Genomic DNA, 22077 nt, shown 5'->3' with positions numbered 1-22077 from the left:
CGGAAAACTTGTCCGACAGCAGCGCTTTGTTATACGGAACTTGAACTAGCCTCTCACTGCCCTCATGGCCGGAAGCGGTCATCCACAAAACACCCCTGAACAACATAATTCTTCGGATCACGTTCATTCCTATTGACTCTTTAGTGTGAAACTCAATATTAAATACAGTTTCAACGATAATTTTATAACTCAATAATTTCACATTCTCGCGCTAATTTTTTTTTGATAAGACTTTCCTTTACTTTAGTCACATCTGAAGTATAAATCACATGAGCTAGGCTATTCTTCGCACGAGTAGATGTGACATAAAATAATCGTCGGGTTCGATCCAAACCAGTTTCTTCACCTGCATCCCGTTTTTTTTTGCTTGCTTGCGAAAGCTCCTTCGCGCCAAAATACTGCTCGTAGGAAAATAAGAACCCACCAGCTTCATCATCATCCATGACAACCATTACACGCTCGAATTCGTTACCCTTCACGCCTTGATGGGTTCGAAAAATTGAGTTCTCATCGATGTAGTTTTTATAGTTTTTAATCTGGAAGAAACCAGTCTCCAAGGCTTCAGCCCAAGCAGCAATTTCGCTATCATCCCGCTCCTTAGGTTCTGGGTCACCCTCCGGGCCAGCTCCCGTTTGGACTGACTCTGATTCAGTCTCTGCTTCTTCTAAATCCGCCACAAACGACTGCAATTTTTCTGGGATTCTAAGTAGCTTGTGCTTAGCAAGTACTTCTAAAACTTCACGAAAGCTGACCTTATCATTTGAAACCACATCTCTAAATGCATGTTCCGCGGCTCGGGCAAGCGCGAGCGGATCGCCCTTGTTTGCATCAAGCGCAATGGCTTCCAACAGCGGAGACCTGCTTTCTCTCAAGATATACATCAATTCGGCTCGTCTTTCCTTCCGGCTCGCCTCAGCCAAAGGAAAAACAATGCTAGAGAAGAAGTTAAGTTCGGTATTTTCACCTTCAGCAATCCGATCTTTAATTTTGTCTGATCTTGAAAGCGTGTCCCAAAGCTCACCAAAGCCAAGTCGACGTCCAGCCATTTTATGTTCCAAAAGTAAGATAGCGGTTTCTTTGGATTGAGTATCTTTCCAGTCTGCGTCACCCGTAATTTCCGCCATAGTCTCACGAATTTTCTCTTCGACTTGGTCTTTTTCTGAAACACCGTACGACAATAAAAAATACCGAACATAACCTTCCGCGGCTCCATCTCGGGCAAACTGGCTACGTTCATCATCCTCACTACGAATTTGATTCCCCAAACCAACGATGCGCCGTGCTGATCGATGATTCATTTTCTTGTCGAAAGTAGTCCAACCACTGGGCTTAGTCTTACCCAGCTCAGGTTCTCCCCCGCCAAAGATACGCTGCATCGTATCCCCAAACAGGCCGATAACAACTCTATCCGATTTGGCTTTTTGCAGCTCAAAGAATGCACTAATAACGTCTTTATTAGTATCTTGGCTTTCGTCGATGAATATGAACGGGAATTTATTTATTATGACTTCCGCCATCATCGGTTTGGTGGTCAATAAATTAGAGAAAATCTTCAAAACATCCGCGTGCGAAAGGGCATTTGGAGAGGAGTTTATGCCGTTTGGATCGTAATCGAATGAGCGAGGTTTCGCTAACCATTCCATTTTCTTAGTCAGGCGGGTGATATCCCTTTTTCGGGCATCGGATGCCTTGCCTGCACGGCCTTTATCTTCTTTTTCCTTGAGATCTTCTAAATCGGTGGGAATTTTTTCCAAGTACCACTTGCGAATGTCCTCATTGAATCCGCCAATTGCATCCCAGCAAAAGCTATGAATCGTGGAAACCGCGAAGATCGGGTTTTGCTCGATTCGGTCCTTGATTTCATCTGCAGCGTTGTTAGTAAAGGTTACAACGGCAATTTGCTTTCCTCGCCGAGAAAAGTCGTCAGAGTGTTGATTTTTCAGGAAATCCAGAGCATTTTTTAGAGAGTAGGTTTTGCCTGATCCCGCCCCAGCGAAGGTAATAAAGCTTTTTCCTGACCCTATGCGCAGGCACCCCTTAATAGCTTCATCAACATCACTGTCATGATCTATGGGTTTGGTTTCAGCCAAGTAGAATTCTTCTGACATAACTTCCCCCCCTATTCTTTTGGTGAAAGCTGAGCTGCCAGCCATTTAAGGCCATCGCTCATGTATTCAGGGGGGTTGAAGCTATTCGACTCTTTATCCGCGAGATGGAATAGGCAATCGAAGGCAAAGTCGCCTTTTTTTAAACCTTGCACATATTCATAAAGTGACTCTGACAACGACTTACTATCATCTTCATGGGCCGATTTTGCAGTTTTGAGTTTGGGTTTCTTCTGAAAATACTCTTGGTCAAAATTAGCCAATATCAAAGCATCTTCAAATGTTCGGGCTAAGACCTCCTTCTCAGAAATCTGGGTCGGCTTCTGAAAAGCAACGTAAAGCGGTGCACCTTCACTTGTTGTCATATGTTCCGTTTTGGGCAAATCTACTAACTCATCCAACGTTTCTTTCTGTGGATGCCAGATCTTCAAAGTATCATTGTTGCTCTTTTGATCAGAGTTTCTTTGCGGAAAACAAGACTTCCCGTTGTTATCAACAGAGTCAAGATCCGTCAGCACTAGAGTCGTGACCCCAAGCTTCTCGACTAACGCTTTGTACTTGTGCGTGTGAGCACCGTTCACCTCGAGCATCGAGATGTACCGATTAGATAAATCCGGGAAGCTATTGGAAATGAACTCTGGTACCAAAAGACGCTCTGCTTGCCCCTCGACGAATATAACGCCGTCGGCAAAGAAGATATCACAATGAGTGAGCTTCAAGTGTTTACTTACAAACAAAAGCTCATCTTTCGCATTCGCAAAAAGCTCTGACATGTTTGCAATTGTTGTATGGTCCATTGCGATGGACGACGTGTTTGCATCATTCCGTCGAAAGTAACGTAAATTTTTGAAGTCAATATCATTAATAATATGACTGGAGTGGGTGCTAATCACGAGCTGTGTCTGGTATTCAGACTTATCTTTTTTGGTATTCTTGTCGCGCAAATCGGGATGATTCCGCAAAGTATCGTAAGCTTTCGATACAAAAACACGCTGAACTTGCGCGTGAAGATTAACTTCCGGTTCTTCAAGTAAGACCAGGTGAATTGGCTCAATCTGCTCTTCGACATTGTCCCCTGAAGAAGCCGATTTACCAACACGCATCCATTTGTCGCGGAATTCTAGAAGCCTAAAAGTCAGATAGATGAGATTCTGGTAGCCAAGCCCCAGGTAGCTTTCGGGAAGAAACTCTTCATCTTTTTTATCAAAACGGTATCGTACCGATGACGATTTTTGCAACGCATCCGTCCCGCTAATTTGCGCGGAAATCTCAACAGTTGGATTACCACCAATACCAGGATAACCCATACTTTTCAACTCTTCGAAAGGAGCCTCAAACTGATCGTTTAATCTTTTGGTGAAGTCATTTTCTAATTTTTGCTGTTGCCCCAAAACTTTGAGGTCGTCAGCCTCTGGGTAATCTTCTGGGTTCAAAATACGCTCATAATAGTCTCGAAGTAACTTGTTGAGCCGCTGCTTTTCTGAATATGGCCCTTTTTGATCTGCGTTATCTTCAGCACCTAGCCCCCGCTGCTCGGATATAACGTCTACTCGAATTAACTTTTTCAAAGCTTCAGATTTTAGCGGCTGTAAAATTTCGTTCGAACTAGGCTCAGCCTCTTTGCTCAAAACGTAGTGCTTTTGCTTTATGAACTTACTGAAGTTCCGGCCTTTCTCTAAAAAATCACAGAGATCTTTAGGCCATAGGCTTACCTCACCTTGATGCTTGGATACTACCACTCTCGTATCAACAAACTCACTAAATAATTTGGAGACATCAATTACTTCATAATTTATGCGAACGGATAGAGCACCACCTTTCCACTCTAGGTCTGGTAGGATGTCACGAACCTTATATGCCTCACTCGCTTCCGCTGTTATCTCGATATCTAAACTAGGCAATAACCTGATAAGAGCATCGGATAGTTCCTGCATTTTCTCGATGGAGGGAAACTCTACTTCGACTTCTTTACCCAGATTTTGGATGTTCCTCCAATTCTTCTTAGATATATCTCTAACCTTGAGATTTTCCGGACTTTTTAGAAATGTATGTAGAGCACCAATGCAAGACGTTTTTCCACTATTGTTAGCACCTACAAGAACCGCTGTTTTATCATCAAGCACTAAGGTTACATCGGCTAGCCGCCGGTAATTCTTTAAAGCGAAGGAAGTAATTTTCATGTATCAAGACCTTAAAAAACGGACCAAAGACAAGGGGACTTACATTTAATATTATTTCTTTCTGCTACTTTTCGACCGATGCCCGCTTACGGTAGAAAACGCACACTCGAGCGATGCCGTATAACGCCGTACTCAGGGGCAAAACGGAGCGCAGCGTATTTTGTCCCTAGCAGCACTTTGTTATGCCTTGGACCTTATTAATTCCGCTATTTCGGTAGCGATTTCTTCAATTGTGTGTGTTGCAGTACTGCGCGCCACTTTATCTGCTATGGACGGGCTAAAATCCATTACCTGCTGTTTTGTAATGTTGTGCCATATCGGTAGAAGAATTTGCTCGCCAGAAACGGTTCGGCTAACAATTCCGTCTAGCTCATAGTTGGTCCAGCCCTTGCTGATAAAGGCTGGGGACAAAACAACAAGGCCTACTCGACTACTCGCTAGACCTTTATCTATTTTTTGGCGAAGACTATCGCCTATGCGTAGGGTCATTTCGTCGAACCATACATTTAGTCCCTCACTAATAAGAGCGTTTGCAAGTGGGCGAACGAAATCATCTTTGTCTTCGGATGCATGAGAGATAAAAACGTCGTGAACCTCCGCGCCAGTCTCTGTTGACGGTGGAATGTTATCTCGAACAAGGCTTGGAACTTCACTTAACGGACGTTCTTGTATATCTGGCAATACGCCGGGAAGAACCCGAACGGAAGCCCTTGTACTACCTCTGAGCCCTTGCATATCTACTGCAACATGCCAATGTCCAGAGGAAGGGATTTGCAGCCGAACTGGTGATTTCTTGGCGAGTCCGCCGGTGTAGCGATGACGCTTACCATTTTTGTAGCTATTAAAATTCGAGCTATCCATCAATCGGACGTTAGCACCACTTGTCAGGGTAATCTCTACAATTTCCCCGCGCTTCCTTTGACCAAGGTCGGTATGAATGAACTGCACTCTTCAAGTACTCCTTATCTATACGGGGGCATAACGGGGTGGCGATAACCTGCGTGGCTTCGCGCACGAAAAATTGAAAATTTTTTGTGGGTGAAACACGTCAGGTTGATTGCATTGTTATGAGGAGCGCAAGCGAGTCGAACAATGAAATCTATTATCGCCACCCCGTTACGAGTGACCGCTTGCGGTCACTCGTAACATTTAGTATCAGGCATATTTGCCCGATTATTTAATATATTGGCAATATTTTCAGGCAATTATGCTTGTTTATCATGTATTTCCTGTCAATTTGGCAAGTTACCTTGTATTACCTATTTAAACTTGTCATTGACAAGGCTTATTTAATAAAGATATTAATGTAAAAAATTGTAGTTTTCCATACAAATAGCTGGATTTTCAAACATTCAATTTTAGCGAGCGCTTTTCGGGGAAAAATATTCATTCCCACGCAGGAGCGTGAGAACGAGATAACAAAACTAACCGGCCGGTAAATTAGATTGCCACGGGCATAAGAGCCCTCGTAATGACAGTCTTTTTTCTATATACCTAAAACAAAAAAACCGGCATATAGCCGGTTTTTCAAACATTCATTTTTAGGTGGCGTTTTTTCTGAGTTGGCGACGTTTACATTTAGTAAACGAGCTAACTTCCAACAAAGAAATCAGGAAAACAAGCCCCTAAAAATTAGTTTTTGTCTTGGTCGATGATTTTATTCGCCGCAATCCAAGGCATCATAGCGCGTAGTTTTTCACCTACTTGCTCAATTGGGTGCTCAGCATTTAGACGACGCATTGCAGTCATTGATGGGTAACCCGCTTGACCTTCTAGGATGAAGTTTTTCGCGTACTCACCAGACTGGATGTCTGCTAGCGCTTGACGCATTGCTTCGCGAGATTCTTCGTTGATAACGCGTGGACCAGTCACATACTCACCGTACTCAGCGTTGTTTGAGATTGAGTAGTTCATGTTGGCAATACCACCTTCGAACATTAGGTCAACGATGAGTTTCAATTCGTGTAGACACTCGAAGTAGGCCATTTCTGGCTCGTAGCCTGCTTCAACCAAAGTTTCGAAGCCCATTTTAACTAGGTCAACTGCACCACCACAAAGTACTGCTTGCTCACCGAATAGGTCAGTTTCACACTCTTCACGGAAAGTGGTTTCTAGGATACCCGTACGACCACCACCAACAGCAGAAGCGTAAGATAGCGCGATGTCTTTCGCAGTACCAGAAGCGTCTTGTTCGATTGCGATTAGGTCAGGAATACCACGACCGGCAACAAACTCAGAACGTACTGTGTGACCCGGTGCTTTTGGAGCGATCATGATAACGTCTAGGTCAGCGCGTGGCTTAACTTGGTTATAGATGATTGCGAAACCGTGAGCGAATGCAAGCGCTGCACCTTGTTTGATGTTTGGTTCGATTTCGTTTTTGTAAAGATCTGCTTGGAACTCATCCGGAGTCAGGATCATAACAACATCAGCACCCGCAACCGCAGTTGGAACGTCAGCTGTTTTTAGGCCGTAACCTTCTGCTTTTTTCACAGAAGAAGAACCTGGACGTAGACCAACAACAACGTCAACACCAGAATCTTTTAGGTTTGCCGCGTGTGCGTGACCTTGAGAACCGAAACCGATTACAGCAACTTTTTTGCCTTGGATGATTGATAGATCGCAGTCTTTATCGTAATAAGCTTGCATGTTTTATCCTTTCTAAAAACGCCCGCATAGCTGCGGCGCTAGGTTAATCAAAATAAATTTTCAAAATTCGTTATTTACCCATTTGAATTCATCTGGGTATTTACCGGCCGGTACAGATATAAAGTTTACCGGCCGGTCGGTTTTGTCTTTTTATAGCGTTTTATAGCGTTAAACACTTCTCGCCACGCAAGACACCAACCGTTCCTGAGCGAACTGTTTCTAAAATCAGTCCCGAATCGATAATATCGATAAACGCGTCTAATTTTTTGCTGTCGCCCACCATTTGAATGGTGTAAGTCGTCGGTGTGACATCGATAATATCCGCACGGAAGATGTCCGCTAAACGCATATACTCTTCGCGCATATCGCCGGTTGCCGAAACCTTAATCAACATCAATTCTCGTTCAATGTGCTGACCTTCGGTTAAATCCAAAACCTTGACCACATCAATCAAACGATTCAAATGCTTAACGATTTGTTCGATTTGCTGATCCGTGCCTTCTGTTACCAACGTCAAACGCGACAGAGTATCGTCTTCAGTTGGTGCCACATTCAGTGCTTGGATATTGTAACCACGTGCAGAGAACAGACCTGAAACTCGAGACAGCGCACCCGATTCATTTTCAACTAACATTGAAATAATATGTTTCATCTTCGCTCCCCTAGACCAAAATCATTTCGTTTAAGCCCGCACCCGCTGGAATCATTGGGTAAACGTTCTCTTGCTGATCGGTTAGGATGTCGACAAACACCAAACGGTCTTTGTATTTCTCAGAGAAGACTTCATCCAGTTGCGCCTGCATGGTTTTTGGATCGTCAATACGAACACCGACGTGGCCGTAAGATTCTGCTAACTTAACAAAATCTGGCAATGAATCCATATACGACATCGAATAACGACGCTCATAGAAGAATTCCTGCCACTGACGAACCATTCCTAGGAAACCGTTATTCAAGCAGATAATTTTTACCGGCAAGCCGTATTGCAAACAAGTCGAAAGTTCTTGAATGTTCATCTGAATCGAACCTTCACCTGTCACACAAATGCTAATCGCTTCAGGATGCGCCATTTGCACACCCATCGCCGCAGGCAAACCAAAGCCCATCGTTCCCAAACCACCGGAATTAATCCAGCGACGAGGTTTATCAAATGGGTAGTATTGCGCCGCATACATTTGGTGTTGACCAACATCCGATGAAACATAGGCATCACCGTTTGTTGATTTCCAGACTGCTTCCATTGCTGCTTGCGGCTTGATTTTTTTGCCAGTCGTGTCATAGCGCAAACAGTTCGTTGCACGCCATTCTTCGATCTGTTGCCACCACGTCGCAAGTGCTTCTTCGTCTTTTTTCTGCTTGGTATTATCCAATACTTGAATCATTTCCGTTAAGACTTGCTTAACAGGTCCAACGATTGGAATATCGACAATCACGTTTTTCGAAATCGATGCTGGATCAATATCGATGTGAATGATTTTTGCGTCGGGACAGAATTTCTCAAGATTCCCAGTGACACGGTCATCAAAACGCGCACCAATCGCAATAATCACATCCGAGTGATGCATTGCCAAGTTTGCTTCGTAAGTTCCGTGCATTCCCAACATGCCTAACGCTTGCTTATCAGAAGCAGGAAATGCCCCCAAGCCCATCAGCGTTTGGTTAATTGGGAAGCCTAACTTGTGAGTCAGCGTTGTCAACTCTTCAGAAGCATCACCTAAAATGACACCGCCACCGGTATACAAAATAGGACGCTTCGCAGAAAGCATCATTTCCACCGCTTTCTTGATCTGTCCGCTATGGCCTTTCGTTACAGGCAAATAGGAGCGTATATCAACTTCTTGTGGGAAGACATAGTTGCTTTTGGCGTTTTGAACATCTTTCGGAATATCAACGACAACAGGGCCAGGTCGACCCGTTGTAGCCAGGAAAAACGCTTTTTTGAGCGTATCTGCCAGATCATTAACATCCTTGACCAAGAAGTTGTGTTTTACGATTGGTCGGGTAATCCCAACAGTATCGATCTCTTGGAACGCATCCAAACCAATCAATCCTGTTGGTACTTGTCCAGTAATGCACACCATAGGAATTGAATCCATATAGGCGGTTGCAATACCAGTTACCGCATTCGTCGCACCCGGTCCGGATGTGACTAAGACCACTCCTGGCTTACCTGTAGAGCGTGCATAGCCGTCTGCCGCATGGACAGCCGCTTGTTCATGACGGACAAGAATATGATTTAATTTCTTAGCGTCAGTATCTAGGGCATCGTAGATTGGCAAAACCGCTCCACCAGGATACCCCCATATATGCTCTACGCCCTCATCTTCCAAAAAATGGACAAGAGTCTGGGCACCAGTCATTTCCACAACAATGGTCCTCTTGGTTAAGTTCACCGAACGAAAGTTTTTGTGCAGGTCTTGCAAACCACCGGCCGGTAAAATTCATTAAAAATAAAAAAACTTTTCAAAATAAAAAGTTAAGCGCGAAATTATAACGGAAAGCGGTACTGAATAGAACCATAAAAACCGCTTTTTAGCGGAATTCTGTTTTGAAAGGAAACGCTTAGAAAGTACAAGGGATTTAAGCCCCTTCTAACCAAAGGTTATTTAAATTGATCTGTTAAAAATTCAACCGATTTTCTCAGGCGTGATCACGAAACTTTTCTGCCAACAAATTATTACGATAATGCTTGAGCTCATTAATCGATTCTAAAATATCGTCCATCGCCAAATGTGATCCTTGTTTTTCGTGAGAGGAATACACTTCCGGTGCCCAACGTCGAGCCAGCTCTTTTAATGTGCTCACATCTAAGTTTCGATAATGAAAAAACTGTTCAAGTTTTGGCATCTGCTCAACCATAAAACGTCGATCTTGGCAGATGGAGTTACCGCACATAGGCGATTTACCGGCCGGAACCCATTCACGTAAAAATTCAATCGTTTGGGCTTCCGCCTCACTCATCGAAATTGTAGATGTCTGGACACGCTGGGTTAGCCCTGAATTTCCGTGGTGTGTAACGCACCAATTGTCCATCTTATCCAGTTCTTCCTGCTCAGTTGCAATCGCAATAATAGGTCCCTGCGCCAAAATCTTGAGTTGGGCATCGGTAACGACAGTTGCGATTTCAATAATCTTATGGGTCTTGGGCTCAAGTCCTGTCATTTCCAAGTCAATCCAAATTAGGTTATTATCCGACTTCATTTGTGTGGCTACTCTTTAAATTTCAAAAATTGCCATTATCTTAAACTAAGATTAATCAACGATACCTGTAAATTTCTATGAACTGGATTACCTCTATTTTTCTGTTTGCTCTGATTCTTAATCTAATTTTAGAATTGTGGCTCAATATCAAAAACCAATTCCATATTGGCGCTCATCGAGAAAAAGTGCCGGATGATTTCTCAGATGTCGTCAGCCTTGACGCTCACCAAAAAGCCGCAGATTACAGTCGTGCCAAACTGCAACTGGGTCGTTTAGGGCTGTTTTACGATGCGGCGATCATTCTTTTTATGACTCTTGGTGGTGGTTTCCAAGACATCTACAATCTCTGGTTGCAAACCACCCTAGAACCTATTTGGCGTAATGTCGCCTTTTTACTGTCAACGATTTGGTTCTTATCAATTTTACATTTGCCATTTTCGATAATGAGTACCTTTAAAATTGAAGAGCAGTTTGGCTTTAATAAAACAACTCCAACCAAATTTGCCACCGACCTTCTAAAATCTTGGGCGCTTGGTCTTGTACTTGGATTACCATTGGTTTGGGCAGTCGTTTCGATAATGAATGCCTATATTGACGACTTATGGTGGCTTTATACTTGGGCACTATGGATGGGCTTTCAATTAGTCTTGATGTGGGCTTACCCAAAATGGATTGCACCAATCTTCAATAAATTCACCCCTCTCGAAGATGGGGAAATGAAACAACGCATTGAAGCCTTACTTGATCGAACGGGGTTTGAATCCAATGGTGTTTTTGTAATGGACGGTTCTTCACGTTCCGGTCACGGCAATGCTTACTTCACTGGCTTTGGTAAAAACAAACGAATTGTGTTTTTTGACACTCTTCTTGAAAAACTCTCACCAGAAGAGGTTGAAGCCGTTTTGGCGCATGAACTGGGCCACTTTAAACATGGTCACATCAAAAAACGTCTCATTGAAGCGACTTTAATGACCTTGGCAGGTTTAGCATTATTGGGCTGGCTCGCAGAACAACCAGTTTTCTATTCAGGTCTAGGGATGGTTGACCAAACACCTGCCATTGCGCTTTTGCTGTTTATGACCGCAGTGCCGGTGATGTTCTTTTTTATGGGGCCTATTAGTGCCATTAAAAGTCGCAAACATGAATTTGAAGCAGATGCTTTTGCGGCAGAACATGTTGGGTCAGAACATTTGATCTCGGCCTTGCTAAAACTGTATAGGGATAATGCCAGCACCTTGACACCCGATCCAAGTTATTCGGCCTATCACGACAGCCACCCGCCGGCAAAAATTCGGATTGATCATTTAAAAAGTTTACAAGAGAAATAATAATGCTTTGTAAAGCGCCGAAGGCTTGGATGGTCTGAGTCGCACCCATTCGAGTATCCCACATGGATGGGTTTGCACCGCAAGGGTACAAGTGGCGTCTTTATAAAGTATTTATCGGTTTCTAAAAATAAAAAACTTATGGAAATATTATGGAAAACACAATTTTAAACGAACTTTTGAACAGCAAATGTGAACCAAAGTCTGCCAAAGATAAGTCTCTGATTATTCCCTCTATCGAAAGCAATGTTTCAGAACTTGAAGGTTGGGAAGCGCCTCTCAACTATGCAGACATTCGCAAAACCTTTAAGTTCAAAAATTACTACCAAACAACTGCGTTTGTGAATGCTGTCACTTGGCTGGCACATAAAGAAGATCATCATCCTGAGATCTGCTTTGGCTACAATGAATGCAAAATCACACTGACAACCCATGTTGTGAAAGGCTTGACCATGAACGATATGATTATGGCCGCTAAAATCAATGCGCTGATTGAAAGTTAATTTAAATCGAAATGATTCAGCAAGCGAATCTGGAAACTTCATGAATGAGTTCATACCGCAAGGGTACAAGTGACATCTTTCGGAATTACTTGCAGAACATTTATCTCCAAGGCATATTTTTTCAATGGCAAAACGACGTTTAAATAAAAAGCAGATTGCTCGGATTCAAGAGAAGCGCCAAGCAACACAAACACTGATTGATGAATCTCAATTGAGTGATGAACAGCAAAAAGGTCTGATTATTACCAGTTTTGGTAAGCGCGTTTTGCTAGAAAATCAATCCGGTGAGCAATTTAGCTGCGCAATTCGTCAAGGACTTGGCAAGTTGGTCGCTGGTGATGAAGTGGTTTGGCAAGAAGTGCCAAACACGAATGAAGGTGTCGTTACTCAACTGCTAGCACGCCACCATGAGCTTAGTCGCCCTGGGTTTCGTGGGCAAAAACGAATGATTGCCTCCAATATTGATTTTATTGGTATCGTCATGCCTGTTGTGCCCGGCATTCACCCAGATATGATTGACCGCTACTTAGTTGCCGCCTCACAGCTGGATATCCCTGTCATTATTATCATCAACAAAGTTGACCTATTAAGCTCTGATGAAGAGTGGGAAATGGTTGCAGAACTGTTACACCCTTATGCAGAAATGGGAATTGAGATTTTGCCGGCATCAAGCGTGTCAGAAGAAGGCCTTCGAGAATTACGTGAATTTATGGACCAGAAAAACTCTGTCTTAGTCGGTGCCTCTGGTGCCGGTAAATCTTCACTGATTAATGCATTGATTCCCGATTTAGACATTCGAGTCGGAGAGTTATCTGAAGCCACAGGGCTTGGCAAGCACACTACGACAAACAGTATTTTGTACCATCTTCCAAGTTTAGACAATGAAACAACTCATGGTGGAAACTTAATTGACTCACCAGGTGTCCGTCAATTCAGTCCAAATCCTTGTTCACTCACTGAACTGGAAACACATTATCCAGATTTCGCATCCTTTTTAGGTCAATGCAAATACAACAACTGCACGCACTCGATTGAACCTCATTGCGCAATTAAACAAGCTGTGGAAGATGATGAAATTGCACTGAGCCGCTATGAAAGTTTTCGGCGTCTATTAGAAGAATTTGAAAACGAATCTTCATAAAGAAACATACTCAAACCACAAACTCTACAGAGAACTCTTTACCGGCCGGTATCTTTTATATCGGGCTATTTTGAGCAAGTAGCACCGAAATACCGTAAATCAGCCCCATAGTTCCCCAAATAGCCACAACCCAGAAACCAAACACCAAAAACAAATTCATTGGTTTGCGAATGACTTTAAGAACCAACCAACTCGCCAGCGTGAGTGCAAACACCACAATCCATAATCGAATCATATCCCTTCCTTAGCTAAGTAATATTGATGATGTAAATTTTAACGAATTAAGCATTTGTATGGCTAAATTCCTCACCTGAATTACCACTTCTGACAAAAGTTTTAACAATATTTAGACAGACTCTATAGCTGCTATAGTAAATTCCTTCAATATTTTAGGCTAATTCAACCTTTGCTCAAGTCTCGTCGCTTGACTAAAAATGGCAATGCGTTTGTAATATGCACCCAGGGGAAACCCGAACTTTTATTTTTATAGTGCTTAGGAGAGTACAAAATGAAAAAAACAATGATCGCTCTAGCAGCAGCAGGTTTAGTTTCTTTTGGTGCAGCAGCGCAAGCGGGTGACGCAGCAGCAGGTCAAGCAGCTTACGCTACTTGTGCAGGTTGTCACGGTGGTGCTGGTGAAGGTGGTGTTGGCCCTAAACTAGCTGGTCAAGATCCTGCAAAAGTTGTTGAACTACTACACAAATACAAAGCTGGTGAGCAAGTAGGTCCTATGACTTCTATGATGGCTCCAATGGCTGCTGGTCTTTCTGATGCAGACATGGAAAACATCGCTGCATACGTTGCTGGTCTATAATTTAGACTGCAACTTAAGAAGCAAGAAGCCGCGCAGCTCGTCTGCTGCGGCTTTTTTTATAACTCAATAAAACAAAACCGGCTTATAAGGCAATTTTTTTGAAAGCATACAAACTTAAAAAAATTCCCTTATAATAAATTTTGTTTTATCAAACTCATAAACTTGATTAATTGGAGAGAGATATGAAAAAGTTAATGATTGCTGCTGTCGCAACGACTGCCCTATTCTCAAGTGCTTCTTTCGCACAAGCACCGGCTAAAGCGGCCACATGTGTTGGTTGTCACGGTGCAGATGGTAATTCTATGGTCCCTAACTTTCCAAAATTGGCTGGACAACATGCCGCTTACCTAGAAAAAACTCTAAAAGATTTCCGTGATGGTTTCCGTAAAGATGCAACAATGGGGCCATTCGCAGCGGGTCTAACGGATGAAGAAATCAAAGAATTAGCCGCTTACTACGCATCTCAAACTCAAAAGTAATATTCAAGTTCGAAAAACCGACAATAGGTTAAATTTTCGATAAAAAAACGCCAGACTTATAAAAAGTGCTGGCGTTTTTTATTGCGCTTTAATGTTTAGTTAACAAGATTACAATAGAACCTTTTCAACCCCACCTTCTTTGAGCTGTTCAACAAACTGCTCTTTCCAGTGCTCACCGTGATAGTTTTTAATCAACTCAACTACGATGTAATCGGTTTTTAAGCCGGTTTCTTCTTCATAACGATTCAGACCCTGTTGGCATGCAGGACAAGAAGTCAAAACTTTCACATTACCGTCACGTGCAGTTTCTTCACCCGTTAGCTCTTTAATGCCTTTTTTCAACTCGATCGCTTTACGATAACGCAATTGCGTTGAAATATCTGGGCGAGCGGTTGCCAAAGTTCCCGCCTCTGAGCAGCAACGATCATTCAACTGAACCTCTTCGGTTTTTAGAAGGTCTTGAGCCACTGAAGTTCCATCTTTGATTTTCATTGGATCGTGACAAGGCGCATGATACAAATATTTTGTTCCGGTCGCACTCTCCAAAGAAATACCTTTTTCCTGAAGATATTCATGAATATCCATTAAACGACATCCTGGGAAAATACGTCCAAACTCATATTTGAGCAATTGGTCATAGCAGGTTCCACAAGACACAATCACCGTTTTAATATCCATGTAGTTCAAGGTATTCGCTACACGGTGGAACAAAGCACGGTTTTCAGCGGTAATTTGCTCTCCTTTGGTCGCTTGACCTGCTGCAGTTTGTGGATAACCACAACAGAGATAACCCGGTGGCAATACTGTTTGCGCCCCAGTTTCGGAAAGCATGGCAATCGTCGCCATTCCAATATCGCTAAACAGACGCTCAGAACCACACCCTGGGAAATAGAAAACGGCATCCGAATCCTCTGTTGCCTTTTCAGGATTGGAAACAATCGGCACAATAGTACTATCTTCCAAGCCCAACACACTTCTCATGGTAGGGTTATTAGGCCCTGTATTCAGAGGCTTACGAACAAAGTTAATCACTTGCTGCTGAACAGGGGCAATCTTGGAGGTTTTCCCGGGAATCTCTTCTGTTGAAGACTTCTTCACTAAGCCCATTGCACGGAACAATTTGTTTCCAAGGGTAATAAAGTTCGCACTCCAACCGATCATCGCCTTACGCATAATATTAATGGTCGCAGGATTCTTCGCATTCAAGAAGAACAGAGCCGCTTTAGTGGTCAATGAGAAGCGTTTTTTACCCATATTGGTCAAAATATTACGCATTCGAATGGACACATCACCAAAGTCGATATCCACTGGACAAGGCGTTTCACATTTGTGACACGTTGTACAATGATCAGCGACATCATTCATCGCATCAAAATGTTGTAGAGAAATCCCACGACGCGTTTGCTCTTCATACAAGAACGCTTCAATTACCTGACCGGTTGCCAAAATCTTATTACGTGGCGAATACAACAAATTTGCGCGAGGAATGTGCGTTTGACAGACCGGCTTACACTTACCACAGCGCAAGCAATCTTTAATATCATTATTCAATTCGTCCAACTCATTGGCCTCCAGAATAATCGCTTCCTGCTTCACTAAACTCAACGCCGGTGTGTAAGCATTCTGCAATCCAGAACCAGGCATCAGTTTGTCTTTGTTAAAGTGGCCGTTTGGGTCAACCTTGTTTTTGTATTTAACAAAGGCTTCGATTTTTTCTTGCTCAAGGTATTGGAACTTAGTCAAACCGATACCATGCTCACCTGATATCACCCCATCCAAACGGTGGGCGATTTCCATAATACGGTCAACCAACTCTTCGGCTTGATGCACCATTTGGTAATTGCCAGAGTGCACGGGAATATTTGTGTGAATATTCCCATCACCGGCATGCATATGCAACGCGACAAACAGACGGTTGGTTCGAATCCCTGCATGAATTTCATCTAAGGCCTTGTGCATGGCTTCGAAATCATGCCCCATAAAGGTCTGGTCAAAGAACTGCTTGACTCTCTTACGCAAACTAATACGAATATCACGACGCAAGAACAAATCAAAGATTCGATCATCCTCTTGAATATTTGCCTGCGTTTCTTCCGACAACAAATGCAGATTGTCACCGGCCGGTTTATTTAACTTTTGTAAGATTTCCGACCATTCAGCTTTCACCGCAGCAAGGTGCTCTTTAGTGTTCTCAAGACGTTTTTTAAAGTAATCGGCGTTGTCACCCGATGCATTTTCAAAATCATCTTCATAAGTAAATTCTGCAATTGGGTTATCAAAATAATTCTCATAAGCTTCCAAAATTTCCAGCTTATTTTTAATCGACATTTCAATATTCAATTGCTCGATTTCAGAGTTATACTCATTCAATCGCTCTAATGGAATCACCACATCTTCATTGATTTTAAACGCATTAGTATGTGCAGAAATCGCTGCAGTACGAGAACGATCAAGCCAGAAACGCTTACGAGCCTCTTCAGAAACCGCGACAAAACCTTCAGCATCACGTTTATTGGCGAGTTCGACAATTTCGGTACAGGTTTTTGCAACTTCAAAACCGTTTTCACCACAAATATCTGCAAGCAGCAGCATTTTGGGCAACTCTTTGCGATCCGCTTTGGTGTTGTATTTCACCGCACGAATATAACGATCATCTAAATGCTCAAGACCCGCTAGCAAGATACCTTGCGCCTTTTTTGACTCAACATAATCGATAATTTCAACAATGGCCGGAACGGCATTGCTTAAATCTGTGCCAAAAAACTCCAAGCAGACGGTTCGAGTATGGCTCGGCATACGATGCACAATAAAGCGAGCCGAGGTTATCAAGCCATCACAGCCTTCTTTTTGCACACCCGGCAAACCACTCAAGAATTTATCAGTAACATCTTTACCTAGACCTGCTTGACGGAATGCCGAACCAGGAATCTCTAGACGTTCTGTTTCACCAATTTGCGTTTGACCATCTTGTTCAAAGCGCTTGATATCAAAAATGACCGTCGCTTGATCTTGTAGCTTGCCAAGGTTGTGATTGATACGCTCAACTTCCAACCATTTAGCATCCGGTGTCACCATCTTCCATGACGCCAGATTATCGAGAGTGGTTCCCCATAGAACCGCTTTTTTCCCCCCCGCATTCATGGAAATATTTCCACCAATGGTTGAGGCATCTTGTGACGTTGGATCCACTGCAAAGGTGTAACCAAATCGTTCCGCCTGTTCAGACACACGACGCGTAACAACCCCTGCTCCCGTCCGAATGGTAGGAACCTTGCCAATCTTTGGCAATTCAACCTGCTCGACCAAACTCATAAACTCGAGTTTTTCGGTATTGATGACCGCAGTGTTGGCATGAAGCGGAATTGCACCACCGGTATATCCTGTTCCACCACCGCGAGGAATCAACGTTAATCCCAGCTCAATACAAGCGCCGACAATCTTGGCAGTTTCTTCCTCGGTATCGGGACTAATGACCACCAATGGCAATTCAACACGCCAATCCGTCGCATCGGTCGCATGAGAAACGCGTGCTAAACCGTCAAAATCAACATTGTCTTCACGTGTCACTTTTTTGAGTTTTCGTAACACACGAGCACGAAGCTTTACCTGCTCAGGGAACCAAGCTTCAAAATCGGAAACCGCTTGCGTGATATCTTGGTGTAACTTAGTCGCTTTTGGGTTGTTGCCTAAACGCTTTTCCACTTCATTTAATCGATGGTAAAGTGCAGCCAATAGAGCATTTCGACGCTTTGGGTTATCCAATAGATCATTTTGGATATACGGATTACGAGTCACTACCCACATATCACCCAGCACTTCAAATAACATACGAGCTGACCGGCCAGTATTTCGTTGGTCTCGCAAGATTTCAATCGTGCGCCAACCTTCATCGCACAAAAATCTTGTAACAATCTCTTTATCTGAAAAAGAAGTGTAGTTATAAGGAATTTCGCGAATACGTTTGGTCGGATTTGGACTCATGCTATTCAATACTCTTATTTAGTTAAGATGATAATGCTTTCCATTTTCAGAAGAGAGAAAACGAAAAAAGCCTTTGTCAGTTTCACAACAAAGGCCATAAAATAATTAATTGCCCGATAAGTATAATCTTTACCGGCCGGTAAGATTATTACTATTTACTGTATGCGTTTTTTCTGCATTTTCTTTTTGCGTTTACGCTGACGCATTTTTGCATCTAGAGCTTCTTTATCGGATGCAAACTTCTGTTTTTGCTTACGCCCTTCAAACGGGTTTTGTGATGCTTTATATTCAATTGTGACCGGCGTTCCTACCCACTTAAAGGCTTTACGAAAAACCCCAATCAAATACTTGGTATACGCCTGTGGCAAGCGATCGACTTGATTTCCGTGAATAATGACTCTTGGAGGATTAAGACCGCCCAAATGCGCATAACGAAGTTTCACGCGACGACCTGAAATCAACGGCGGTTGATGTTCATGCACAGCTTGCTCTAATACGCGGTTCAAGTCAGAAGTTGATACTTTTTTGAAAGCTGCCATGTGAACCGCATTCACGGTTTTAAAGAGGTCGCCGACACCAGAACCATGCAATGCTGAAATCAAATGTTGTTTCGCATAATCCACAAACTGCAAACGGAAGCTTAACTCATGCTTGACTTGCTCACGCTGATATGAGGTTAGATTATCCCACTTGTTTACAGCCAGAACCAAACCTCGTCCAGATTCAATCGCCAAACCAAGCAAGGTCAAATCTTGATCTGTCAGCCCTTCTGAACCATCAATTACCAAGATTACCACATGGGACTGTTCCATCGCTTCCATTGCTTTGACAATCGAAAACTTTTCAATTTTTTCTTTAATGTTTTTACGACGACGAACACCCGCTGTATCAATCAAAGTGTACTCTTTGTCATCTCGCATAAACGGCACAAAAATACTGTCACGCGTTGTACCCGGCATATCAAAAGCAACCACCCGTTCTTCACCAATCATACGATTGATTAAGGTCGATTTACCTACATTTGGCCGTCCAATGACCGCAACACGAATTCCTGGATGATCATCAGGATCCATCTCATCGGTTTCATCTTTTTCCGGAAGCTCTGACAATACAGAGTCTACAGCTACAGCAACATTATCTCCATGCGCGGAAGAAATCGCCATCGGCTCGCCCAGCCCAAGCTCAAAGAATTCGGCAATTGCTAATGTATGGTCGTAACCTTCTGCCTTGTTCACTAAGACCTGAACGGGTTTTTCAAACAAGCGAACATAGTTGGCAATTTGCTCATCTCCCGGCACTAAACCTTGACGACCATCGACTAAAAATAATACCGCGTCCGCTTCATCCAATGCCGCTCGAACCTGACCAGCCATCAGTGGATCAACACCTTCAGATTCACCGCTTAAACCACCCGTGTCGACGACAACATAAGGTGAATTTCCAATACGACCAGTGCCATATTGACGATCACGAGTCAGTCCAGGATAGTCGGCGACAATGGCATCTCGACTTCTCGTCAGACGATTAAATAAGGTCGACTTGCCCACATTAGGGCGTCCGACTAAAGCGATTACTGGTTTTGACATTCGTAGCTAGACTTCTTAAAGGTGCTTTTCAGCGTAAATAAATTTCAGGTTTGATAATTTTCACTATCATGCGTTGAGTAAAAACGCGCTATTAAAATGGCCAGAGTTTTGAGAAGAACCCTGACTCAGACTTCTCAATTTTCTCGTGATCTGTTGTTTCTTCTGGCTCACTTTCTGATGAATTCAGTGGCTCAATTGGCTCACCCGTCTGTTCTGCAATCTGTTCTCTAAATTGCAGTAAATTTGATTTTTCAACTTGATACTTGCTAATTGTGCCCGTTTCATCCATCAAATACAGCTGATTATCACTGACTTTCATGTTGGTAATACGATTACCGTCACCATATTCATTACTATGTTTGACTCGTGCATACTCATTACCTTGCACAGCATTAAACCAGTGCACGTAGCCCCAAGCATCTGCAGCCACTAAATCGCCACCATATACATTGAGGTCGTTAATCATACGGCCCGCCATGCTTTTTTGTTTCCAAAGTGTAGTACCTGTAAAACGATCCAATGCTTGAATAACGTCATTCTCATCAACTAGATAAATGGCTTGGTCAGCTACCACGAAATCACGATAGCCAGAAAGCTCTTTAACGTAACGAAAGTTACCCGTTTCGACATTAATTGCGACAAATTTTCCATGAAAACCAAGTGCGTAAAGCGTACCATCTAGTAAAGCCAAGTTAGACTGAATATCTACTATACGCTCTAAATCAGTTCTCCCTGAAGGGATTGCAACTCGAGTCTCCCAAGCTAAATTTCCAGACTGCGCTTCAAGTGCTTGTAAAATTCCAGTTTCCCAAGCGACGTAGACCTTATCATCACTTGCCAAGACTTTCGGTGCGCCTCGTAAAGATAGTTTGGGCATCTGATGCTCAGATACCCAGACGACTTCACCATTTGCACGGTTTAGTGCGTAAATTTTTCCATCAGCGGTACGTGTGTAAATTTTCCCTTGGGAAACCGTTGCAGCACTTAACACTTCACTTGAAAGCTGAGATTGCCACTTAACACTTCCAGTCGCTGGATCTAGTGCTTTGACACGCCCCTTAGCCGTTCCAACAATTAATTGGTCGTCATCCATCACAGGACCGGAAATCACTTTTTCTGAAAAAGTACCCTGCCATACCACCTGATCCTGCCAACGACTTGTATCTGCAACCTTCAGAGCACTCAATCGCCCATTATTATTAGCGACAAATAACTGCTCATCCTTAATCGTAAATACCAAACCTTCTGTATCATGCTTGTCCAAGCTTCCTTGAAATACCTGCCACTTTTTGACCATTTTCAATTCAGATTCAATTGGCGTCATAGGCGGTTCTTTGAGCTCAATCGTTGAAGAACAAGCGCCTAACCCCATTGCAATCAATAAGGTTAGTGTTAGCTTACTCTGTTTGGTAAAAAGCGGTTGCATCATTGGAAATTCACTCTAAAAAATATATGAGGCGGTAGTTATTGAGCAATATCAGCTAACTGAATTTCAGCCAAGCCACGTAAATTGTCGTCAGTGTTTGGATTATCAATCACGGACTGAAAAGCCGTCTGTGCTTGCGTTAACTCCTGCTTAGACAACGCAATCAACCCCTGCAAATAATCAATATCTGCTGAAAGTGCTGAGTCCTCTGCATCACGTGGAATTTTTGCCAAAATTGCCTGCGCATCATCCAACTTGGATTGCTGAGCAAGTAAGCGTGCCATTCGAATTTGAGCAATAGCTTTCAGCTCTTCGGAAGTCGCATGATCAATTACCCACTGTAAATTCGTTTGCGCTTGCTCAATCTCACCTTTTTCAAAGTCATACTTAGCGTGCAATAATGCCGCCGCGGCTGCATACGGACTTTCAGGGTTTTCATTCATCAACTTCAATGCATCACGCGCGACATCGCCAAAACTGCCTTGCAGAGAACGACTTTGCAACACCTCAAAGGTTGCCGATGCATTTGCAGATTCGACAAACTCTGAGTTTTGCCAATAACGCCAACCGGAAATAGCTACAACGACCACTAAAATCACTGTAAGTAATGCCGTACCGTTTTTCTTCCACCAAGATTTAATGGCTTCGACTTGTTCATCTTCGGTTTCAAATCGGCTCATGAAGTCA

17 protein-coding genes are annotated in these 22077 nt (G+C 43.1%); 5 read left to right on the top strand and 12 right to left on the bottom strand.

Features of this window, described 5'->3' with window-relative positions:
- Positions 1-182: 182 nt before the first annotated feature.
- The 7 genes from D9T12_RS04095 to orn form a co-directional block, all read right to left on the bottom strand.
- Positions 183-2108: a UvrD-helicase domain-containing protein gene (locus tag D9T12_RS04095; RefSeq protein ID WP_130536983.1), complete on the bottom strand. Its 1926-nt coding sequence runs from the start codon at positions 2106-2108 to the stop codon at positions 183-185.
- Between the two features lie 11 nt (positions 2109-2119).
- Entirely contained in the window at positions 2120-4285 is a 2166-nt protein-coding gene (locus D9T12_RS04090; protein ID WP_130536982.1) for an ATP-dependent nuclease, read from the bottom strand.
- 180 nt (positions 4286-4465) lie between these two features.
- Positions 4466-5233, bottom strand: a complete 768-nt coding sequence (locus D9T12_RS04085) for a DUF1883 domain-containing protein (protein ID WP_130536981.1) — start codon at positions 5231-5233, stop codon at positions 4466-4468.
- 684 nt (positions 5234-5917) lie between these two features.
- Entirely contained in the window at positions 5918-6934 is a 1017-nt protein-coding gene (gene ilvC, locus D9T12_RS04080; protein WP_130536980.1) for a ketol-acid reductoisomerase, read from the bottom strand.
- A gap of 160 nt (positions 6935-7094) precedes the next feature.
- Positions 7095-7586 carry an acetolactate synthase small subunit gene (ilvN, locus tag D9T12_RS04075; RefSeq protein ID WP_130536979.1) on the bottom strand — a complete coding sequence of 164 codons (492 nt, stop codon included), beginning with the start codon at positions 7584-7586 and terminating at the stop codon, positions 7095-7097.
- Positions 7587-7596: 10 nt separating this feature from the next.
- On the bottom strand, positions 7597-9300 hold the full coding sequence (locus tag D9T12_RS04070) for an acetolactate synthase 3 large subunit (protein WP_206199133.1): 1704 nt from the start codon (positions 9298-9300) through the stop codon (positions 7597-7599).
- A gap of 274 nt (positions 9301-9574) precedes the next feature.
- Complete coding sequence (gene orn, locus D9T12_RS04065; RefSeq protein ID WP_130536978.1) at positions 9575-10135, bottom strand: oligoribonuclease; 561 nt, start codon at positions 10133-10135, stop codon at positions 9575-9577.
- Positions 10136-10212: 77 nt separating this feature from the next.
- Here orn and D9T12_RS04060 point away from each other — a divergent pair, with 77 nt between their 5' ends.
- From D9T12_RS04060 to rsgA, 3 genes are all read left to right on the top strand, one after another.
- The gene (locus tag D9T12_RS04060) at positions 10213-11463 is read left to right on the top strand and encodes a M48 family metallopeptidase (protein ID WP_130536977.1); all 1251 of its coding nucleotides are present in this window, start codon (positions 10213-10215) and stop codon (positions 11461-11463) included.
- Positions 11464-11612: 149 nt separating this feature from the next.
- Positions 11613-11963, top strand: a complete 351-nt coding sequence (locus tag D9T12_RS04055; RefSeq protein WP_130536976.1) for a 4a-hydroxytetrahydrobiopterin dehydratase — start codon at positions 11613-11615, stop codon at positions 11961-11963.
- 124 nt (positions 11964-12087) lie between these two features.
- Positions 12088-13104: a ribosome small subunit-dependent GTPase A gene (gene rsgA / locus D9T12_RS04050; RefSeq protein WP_130536975.1), complete on the top strand. Its 1017-nt coding sequence runs from the start codon at positions 12088-12090 to the stop codon at positions 13102-13104.
- A 55-nt stretch (positions 13105-13159) separates the two neighbouring features.
- On the opposite strand, the gene D9T12_RS04045 is transcribed toward rsgA, so the two are convergent.
- Positions 13160-13339, bottom strand: a complete 180-nt coding sequence (locus tag D9T12_RS04045; RefSeq protein ID WP_130536974.1) for a hypothetical protein — start codon at positions 13337-13339, stop codon at positions 13160-13162.
- A 273-nt stretch (positions 13340-13612) separates the two neighbouring features.
- Here D9T12_RS04045 and D9T12_RS04040 point away from each other — a divergent pair, with 273 nt between their 5' ends.
- Both D9T12_RS04040 and D9T12_RS04035 read left to right on the top strand, forming a co-directional pair.
- Positions 13613-13918 carry a c-type cytochrome gene (locus D9T12_RS04040; protein WP_130536973.1) on the top strand — a complete coding sequence of 102 codons (306 nt, stop codon included), beginning with the start codon at positions 13613-13615 and terminating at the stop codon, positions 13916-13918.
- A gap of 182 nt (positions 13919-14100) precedes the next feature.
- A complete protein-coding gene (locus D9T12_RS04035) occupies positions 14101-14397 on the top strand; it encodes a c-type cytochrome (RefSeq protein WP_130536972.1) in 297 nt (98 codons plus the stop codon).
- A 108-nt stretch (positions 14398-14505) separates the two neighbouring features.
- On the opposite strand, the gene D9T12_RS04030 is transcribed toward D9T12_RS04035, so the two are convergent.
- The 4 genes from D9T12_RS04030 to D9T12_RS04015 form a co-directional block, all read right to left on the bottom strand.
- Entirely contained in the window at positions 14506-18378 is a 3873-nt protein-coding gene (locus tag D9T12_RS04030; protein WP_130536971.1) for a DUF3683 domain-containing protein, read from the bottom strand.
- A 155-nt stretch (positions 18379-18533) separates the two neighbouring features.
- Positions 18534-19964: a ribosome biogenesis GTPase Der gene (der, locus tag D9T12_RS04025; protein WP_130536970.1), complete on the bottom strand. Its 1431-nt coding sequence runs from the start codon at positions 19962-19964 to the stop codon at positions 18534-18536.
- A 91-nt stretch (positions 19965-20055) separates the two neighbouring features.
- Positions 20056-21393: an outer membrane protein assembly factor BamB gene (gene bamB, locus D9T12_RS04020; RefSeq protein ID WP_240693231.1), complete on the bottom strand. Its 1338-nt coding sequence runs from the start codon at positions 21391-21393 to the stop codon at positions 20056-20058.
- 35 nt (positions 21394-21428) lie between these two features.
- Positions 21429-22070: a YfgM family protein gene (locus D9T12_RS04015; RefSeq protein ID WP_130536969.1), complete on the bottom strand. Its 642-nt coding sequence runs from the start codon at positions 22068-22070 to the stop codon at positions 21429-21431.
- Positions 22071-22077: the final 7 nt, after the last annotated feature.

This window comes from Thiomicrorhabdus indica, from assembly GCF_004293625.1.
GTDB lineage: Bacteria > Pseudomonadota > Gammaproteobacteria > Thiomicrospirales > Thiomicrospiraceae > Thiomicrorhabdus > Thiomicrorhabdus indica.
The sequence above is the reverse complement of the archived record's forward strand: the minus strand, read 5'-3'. Positions and strand labels throughout refer to the sequence as shown.